This is a genomic window from uncultured Nitrospira sp., from assembly GCA_902500695.1.
In the GTDB taxonomy this organism is placed as follows: Bacteria; Nitrospirota; Nitrospiria; order Nitrospirales; family UBA8639; genus Nitrospira_E.
Genome location: CABVRQ010000130.1, coordinates 1 through 6,329, shown reverse-complemented (window position 1 = coordinate 6,329; position 6,329 = coordinate 1). Strand labels below are relative to the sequence as shown.

At 52.0% G+C, this 6,329-nt stretch carries 3 protein-coding genes; 1 reads left to right on the top strand and 2 read right to left on the bottom strand.

All coding sequences use genetic code 11. The features are described 5' to 3' along the window. Nucleotides 1-80: 80 nt before the first annotated feature. Together AAH187_RS18465 and AAH187_RS18460 are read right to left on the bottom strand one after the other, a co-directional pair. Nucleotides 81-1,796, bottom strand: coding sequence for a PAS domain-containing protein (locus AAH187_RS18465; RefSeq protein ID WP_342349959.1), 1,716 nt, complete (start codon nucleotides 1,794-1,796; stop codon nucleotides 81-83). Between the two features lie 223 nt (nucleotides 1,797-2,019). Next, complete coding sequence (locus tag AAH187_RS18460) at nucleotides 2,020-3,426, bottom strand: HD domain-containing phosphohydrolase (RefSeq protein WP_342349958.1); 1,407 nt, start codon at nucleotides 3,424-3,426, stop codon at nucleotides 2,020-2,022. A gap of 305 nt (nucleotides 3,427-3,731) precedes the next feature. On the opposite strand from AAH187_RS18460, the gene AAH187_RS18455 reads away from it, so the two are divergent. Continuing rightward, on the top strand, nucleotides 3,732-6,329 hold a 2,598-nt coding region (locus tag AAH187_RS18455), incomplete at its 3' end, for an AMP-binding protein (protein ID WP_342349957.1).

The following is a 6,329-nucleotide window of genomic DNA, read 5'->3' as shown; positions in this document are numbered from 1 at the left end:
AAAAATTCTTTCCAATAAAAACCGCGCGCAGAGATTCTGATGAGCCTTATCCGAGAGCCAATATTTGGTTGGATGGGTCGTCAGTTTGAGGACGAGGGATTCATGTTCATCCGCCGAAATTCCAAGGCCGCGCGCAAGGCCACGAATTCTAAAATCCCTCCCCAAAAGGGATCTTGCGCCATAGGCCGCACGTCCATCACGGCCACGTGCCCAATGACTTGCCTCTCCAAACCCCGAATGGGGTATGCCAAATAGGACTCAATACCTTCGTCAGTCAACCATTGATCATCAGGGAAGTGTTGCCGAACGTGATCCCCCCAAAAACACCGATTGCCTTTCCACGCCTCTTCGCAAGGAGTCCCCGAGAGCGAATATTCCATGGGATCGGCAATCGACCCATCCGCCCAGGAGGCGTGCGTTCGAGCACGTTTCCCGTTTAGGTGTTCAGCAATAAAGGCAAATTTCACGTTCAGAATAGCTGCCATTTCCCACACCAATGTTTCAAAAAGGGGGGGGCCGGTTAATTCCCAGGAAGCTTCTGCCAGAGCTTGCAGACCATGTTGAACCTGTTTTCGCTCAGTAATATCCTCCGCCACTCCGACAATTCGTTGAACTTTTCCCCCCTGCTCTATCACCGGAAAGGCTCGATCACGTATCCATCGGATGCTTTCGTCCAGTGTAATAATTCGGTATTCCTCATCATAACTTCCAAGGGTTTGTTTGGTTAGCGCTCGGGCTCGTATTCGTTCCTTGTCCTCAGGATGGATGGCGTCCATCCAGGATTGCGGAGAAGCATACAGACCAGAACAGGACCGACCCCAGATACTTTCATACCCAGGGCTGATATACAGAATCTCAGTTTTTTCGGGATTACTCACCCAAAACACTTCCCGAATGGCTTCCACCACCTCCCGAAAGCGGGATTCACTCTCCCGCAGTTGAAGATCTTGTTGTTTTCGGGTTGTGATATCTTGAATGGTGCCCAGCATCCGCTGTGGCCGCCCCTGTGAATCGTGGGTGACCTGGCCCTTACAACTCAGCCAGCGAACTTCTCCAGATGGCCACACGATTCGATGGTCAAGATAGTATGGAGCATCCTCTTCTAAAGTGGCTCGGAGGGCCTCGGCGGTTAGGGCGCGGTCGTGGGGATGCACATAAGGAAGAAATTCCTCCAACGTTCTAGGCAGTGGACCTTCGGTCAGACCAAACAAGCCTGGAACATCCTCCGACCAAATGACTTGATTCGAGACAATGTCCCAATCCCAAATTCCCATGTTGCCGGCCTTCAAGGCTAAATGGAGCCGTTGTTCGCTTTCGGAAAGCAGCGTGTGCGTATGTTGCTGTTCGAGCTGACGTTGCGTTTCACTCGAAGTGAGCGCCTCTTCTGCCTGCGCAGCCTTCCAAGTCAGATTTTTAACCGCAACCGCGCGATGCACCATCTCGATGACTTCTTGTCGGTCATACGGTTTGATTAGGTGGGCAAACGCATGATGTTGCAGGGAGGTAATTTTTTCCTTTTGGTCGCCATGTGCGGTGAGAATGATCACGGGAAGGGTGGCATCCTGTCCATGCAGACGTTGCAGGACAATCAGGCCATCAAGGTCCGGTAGACCTAAATCTAGGATGACGGCACTATAGGGGTGAGGGGAGGACACACGACGTAAGGCTTCATTTCCGGTCTCCACCGCCTCCACCTGATAGCCTTCGTTGCCCAGTAAATCGCTCAGGGCCAGACAAATGTCCGTCTCGTCATCCACAACGAGAATACGAGGTTGGCTCGTCCGCGCGGTCTCCATCTTGCCTCCTTATCCTTCTCGAAAGAAAGACATCCTCCTACAGAGGACCTAGGCCGGAATGAGGAAGCATTGTACCCCTTTTCCATAATTGTTCAAACCAGAAAACTCAATCCGGCATGTCGGGGGGGGTCCGCCTTTCCGGTTTCGATCGCCTACAGATAGATGAATCCACTTAGACTTCAGGAGAACCGAAAGTGGGCCCAGGATTGTACGTGACTGGACGTTAATGCAGGAGAGAAGACTTGTGGGATTGGCCGCGGCGGCTATTGAACGCCATGGTGGTGGGTTCGGTCGCATGCACAAACACGGCCATTCGACGGGGGCTTAAGTACGCCAGGGCAGGCAGGGGTATATCCTTTACATGAAGAGCCTGCTTGATTTCCAACTCAGGCTCTTGTGCCAAATTGACCAACATCCCATCACTTCGGCAAATCCAAGGCGCATACAACAACACTGTCGGTCTTGTTGGGTGATGAATATTGATCCGTGCCACGACCCCGAGAAATCCATCCGTTAATTCCACCAAGCTCCCTGGTGGATAGACCCCAATGGCCTGCACCAGTGCTTGCACCACCTCCGGACAGAATCTGGACGATTCCCCCTTCATGACGACGTGGCGAAAAAGGCGGGACAGGGCCGCATGGGGAGTGAGACTCGTTTTCGGATCAGGGGCATTGCAGAGTTCATCATAATGATCGGCCACCATGACGATTTTTGTCAGCAACGAGAGGTCACTTGCCCTCATGCCCTTGGGAAACCCGGAACCATCCAGTCGTTCATGATGCTGACCAATCATTTCCAATACTGCTGGACTGGTATCAGGGAAGGCCGCCATGAGCTGTCGCCCTACCTCCGTATGTCGTTTCCCCCATTCCGGATCCGATTCGATTTTCATACCAACCGCACTAAATCGCACGTTCATGGGTAACGCGCGATAACCCACATCGTGGAATAGGGCTCCACGCCCAAGGTCAAGTAATCCTTCGTCTTCCAAACCCATCTGACGGCCAATGAGGAGGGAAAGGGTACACACGTTGAGAGCATGTTCGGACAGGCCCCATGTGGCGCCGCTACTGCCGACAACATCAATTAACGACATCGCCGTTTGGGGATGTTGTATGGCCGTGACAATACTGGTGATCATCGTATCCGCCGTTTTAGGTCCAGACGGCCGGCGATCACTCAGTTGCCGAAACAATTCATTGCCCTGTCCCAGGTTTTTTTGATATGCCCCTTCGACCTTACGCAGATGATCCTGAAACTCATGGTAATCCTCTCGCCGGTCCAGGATTGTGGATAGAGAAGATTCTTTAATAAGTGGTTCGCTGTCTGCAGGGTGATCCAATTCTGATTCAAAAGTGGCCTCCGTATCTTCCTCCCTGCTTGCACTCTCCTCGTCATTCAAAAGCCGCTGGTTTTGATCTGAATCCTCCTCGGCATCTACCAAGGCGGACCGGTCGGGATCTTGGAGAATGACGACATTTTTGAGGGCTTGAATAGTGGCCAGATCATCTGAGGATTTGATTTGAAAGGTGTTCGTGGGAAAAGGATGGCTGAACCAGGACCCTTCCAGTTTGACAAACGTCCCGACGTGAAGATCCCGGGGATCTTCAACTTTAAAGAACGGCATAGAACAATCCCTTCTTCAACTATAAATCAAAACAACCTTCTAGGGAGTGGCCACAAAAGCCATCAGGCGCCAAAATAGAAATCTCCTGGTGTTTTCGGATTTTTTTTCTTTTTTGTTAAGCTTTTGTGCTTGCCTTCTGCGTACTAAATTTTCGCCCTTCCTGCTGAGTAAGCCTCATCACACCTACCTTCCGCTTTTTTTAGGCCAGTTTCCGGATACCCAAGTCCGGTCTTGGAACAATGCCCTCTTTCGGATAGACTGGGTTTCAAGTCTTTTCTTGGTATCACTTTCAGGAGACTCAAACGATGCAGGCTCCTCTCATCGCTCCCGCTCACCTTCCAGATACTATTCCTGAGGCGTTTTTCGCACTCTCGGCAATCGCCCCCGATCATGTGGTCATGCAAATAAAAGAAGGAGAGGACTATCGACAACAGACCTACGGGGAAGTGTCGAAGCTTGTTCGGGGACTGGCGAGTAGTCTTCATGGGCATGGACTTCGTCCGGAGCATCGCGTCGCAATTGTGGCTGAAAATTGTCCGGAATGGGTGATCGCTCATCTCAGCATTCTCACCGTCGGCGCTACCGCTGTTCCCCTGGATATTCAAATGCCACAGGAGCAACTTCTGTCCTTCCTCACCACGTCCAATAGCCGGTTTGTCTTCGTCAGCTCAAAAACCGTAAACCTGGTCCGTGAACTTCCAGCCACCATCACCATCGTGAGCATGGATCCCGACACGAAATCTCACCACCTGCCCATGAAGGATCTCATAGAACAAGGACAGGAAAAACCGCCCGTCGACCTGCGAGTGAATCCGGACGACGTGGCTTCGTTACTCTATACCTCCGGCACCACTAAAAAACCCAAAGGCGTGTTACTCACGCACCGTAATTTTATGGCCAACGCCAAAGACATTATGGGGAAAGATTTAGCGGGGCATGAAGATAACTTTTTAGTGATGCTCCCTCTACACCATGCCTATCCCTTCATGATCGCCTACCTCGTTCCCCTTCTCCTGGGTGCAAGAATGACCTTCTTATCATCCCTCAAGGGGCCGGATCTGATGCAATGCATACATGAGACGGGAATCACGATCGCAGTGGGAGTTCCCCAAATTTTTACCATGATTCGTCGGTCAATTTTTGAAGAACTCGGCCGACGTCCAGTGTTGGTCCGTTGGCTCATCACGCTTCTACTCCGCCTGTCGGATTTTGTGAGATCCCATACCAGATGGAATCCGGGACGATGGTTTTTTGCTCCGGTTCACCGCCGCTTTGGCTCCTCGCTTCAGCTTCTATGCAGCGGGGGAGCCAAACTCGATCCACAAATCTCGAAAGATTTAGGCAGTCTGGGATTTACGGTTCGTGAAGGGTACGGGCTCACGGAAACAGCGCCCGTGATTGCCTTCAGTTCCTTGTCTCGCCTGAAACCGGGCTCCGTCGGCCCACCACTCGCCAGCGTCGAGGTGCGAATCGATCAGCCGAACGAAGCAGGAATAGGAGAAGTGGTGGTACGAGGACCCAATGTGATGAAGGGATATGACCAAGCGCCGGCCGAAACAGCAGAAGCTATTCGTGATGGCTGGTTTCACACCGGAGATCTGGGCTATCTGGACTCAGACGGATACCTGTTTCTTACCGGACGGATCAAGGAACTGATCGTCACACCTGGAGGAAAGAACATTCTTCCCGAAGAATTGGAAGAAGCCTACAAACAGAATCCCGCCATCGCCGAACTCTGCATCCTTGGACTCCCCCGCGCTGGTGAGGAGGGCGAACATCTTCATGCCGTGGTCGTGCCAAATTTTGATTATTTACGAGAACACACAATCCATGATTCTGCCACCTACATCAAAGATGCGCTCAATAGTGTTGCCGCGTCCCTTCCCTCGTATAAACGGATTAGTGGTGTGACCTTCATCAAAGAGCCCCTCCCACGTACGCGCTTAGGAAAAATCCAGCGACATCTTGTTCTTGCCATGACTCAATCAACAAAGACCGCCGTTGAACCCGCACCGGAGCAAGAATCTGAGACCGACCAGGAGATTCGCCAAACGACCACTGGCCAAACGGTTATCCAAACGCTTGTCGGGCTGGTTTCATCAGACCGGGCCTTACGATTGGACGATCACCTGGATCTGGACTTGGGATTCGACTCGTTGAAACGGGTCGAATTTCAAGCGGCCCTCGAAAGCCGGTTGGGACCGGTCCCGGAAACGTTCATGGGAGAAGTCGTCACGGTGCGTGATGTCATGACAAAGCTCATGGCCCTCCAGCAAATTCCCACTGAACACAGAGAAACCACGACCTCCTGGCATCAGATCTTCCAAACCCCACTCCCCCAAGCTCTGAAAAAGACGGTACTCGCGCCGCTTTCCCGAGGGAATAAAATCATTGGGGAGATAGGAATGGCCATTGTAGGAAGCTTCTCCCGCATAGCCTTCCCACTGACCGTCAAAGGTCTCACACATCTACCCAAGGAGGGACCTTTTATCCTGGCGGCCAACCATCTGAGTTTTATCGATCCCTTCATTATTTTGGGGACTGTGCCACGATCCACGTTTACACAACTTTACACCCTTGGCTGGGAACCTTTTTTTCGATCACCATTTCGTCGATGGATAGCACGCGTGGGTCATGTGATTCCCGTGGGGCCGGAGACGCCCCTGGTCACAGTTCTCAAGGCCTCAGTCGCCCTTCTCCGGAACGGAAAAAGTCTCCTTATTTTTCCGGAAGGAGAACGGAGTCTTGATGGACAGCTCCTTCCATTCAAGAAAGGTCTTGGGGTGCTGGCCTGTGAATTACACATCCCCATTATCCCGGTCAAAATTGAAGGAAGTTTTGAGGTCTGGCCCCCGGATGCCAAGACCCCCCAACGTCATCCCATCTCCCTCACCTTTGGGCAA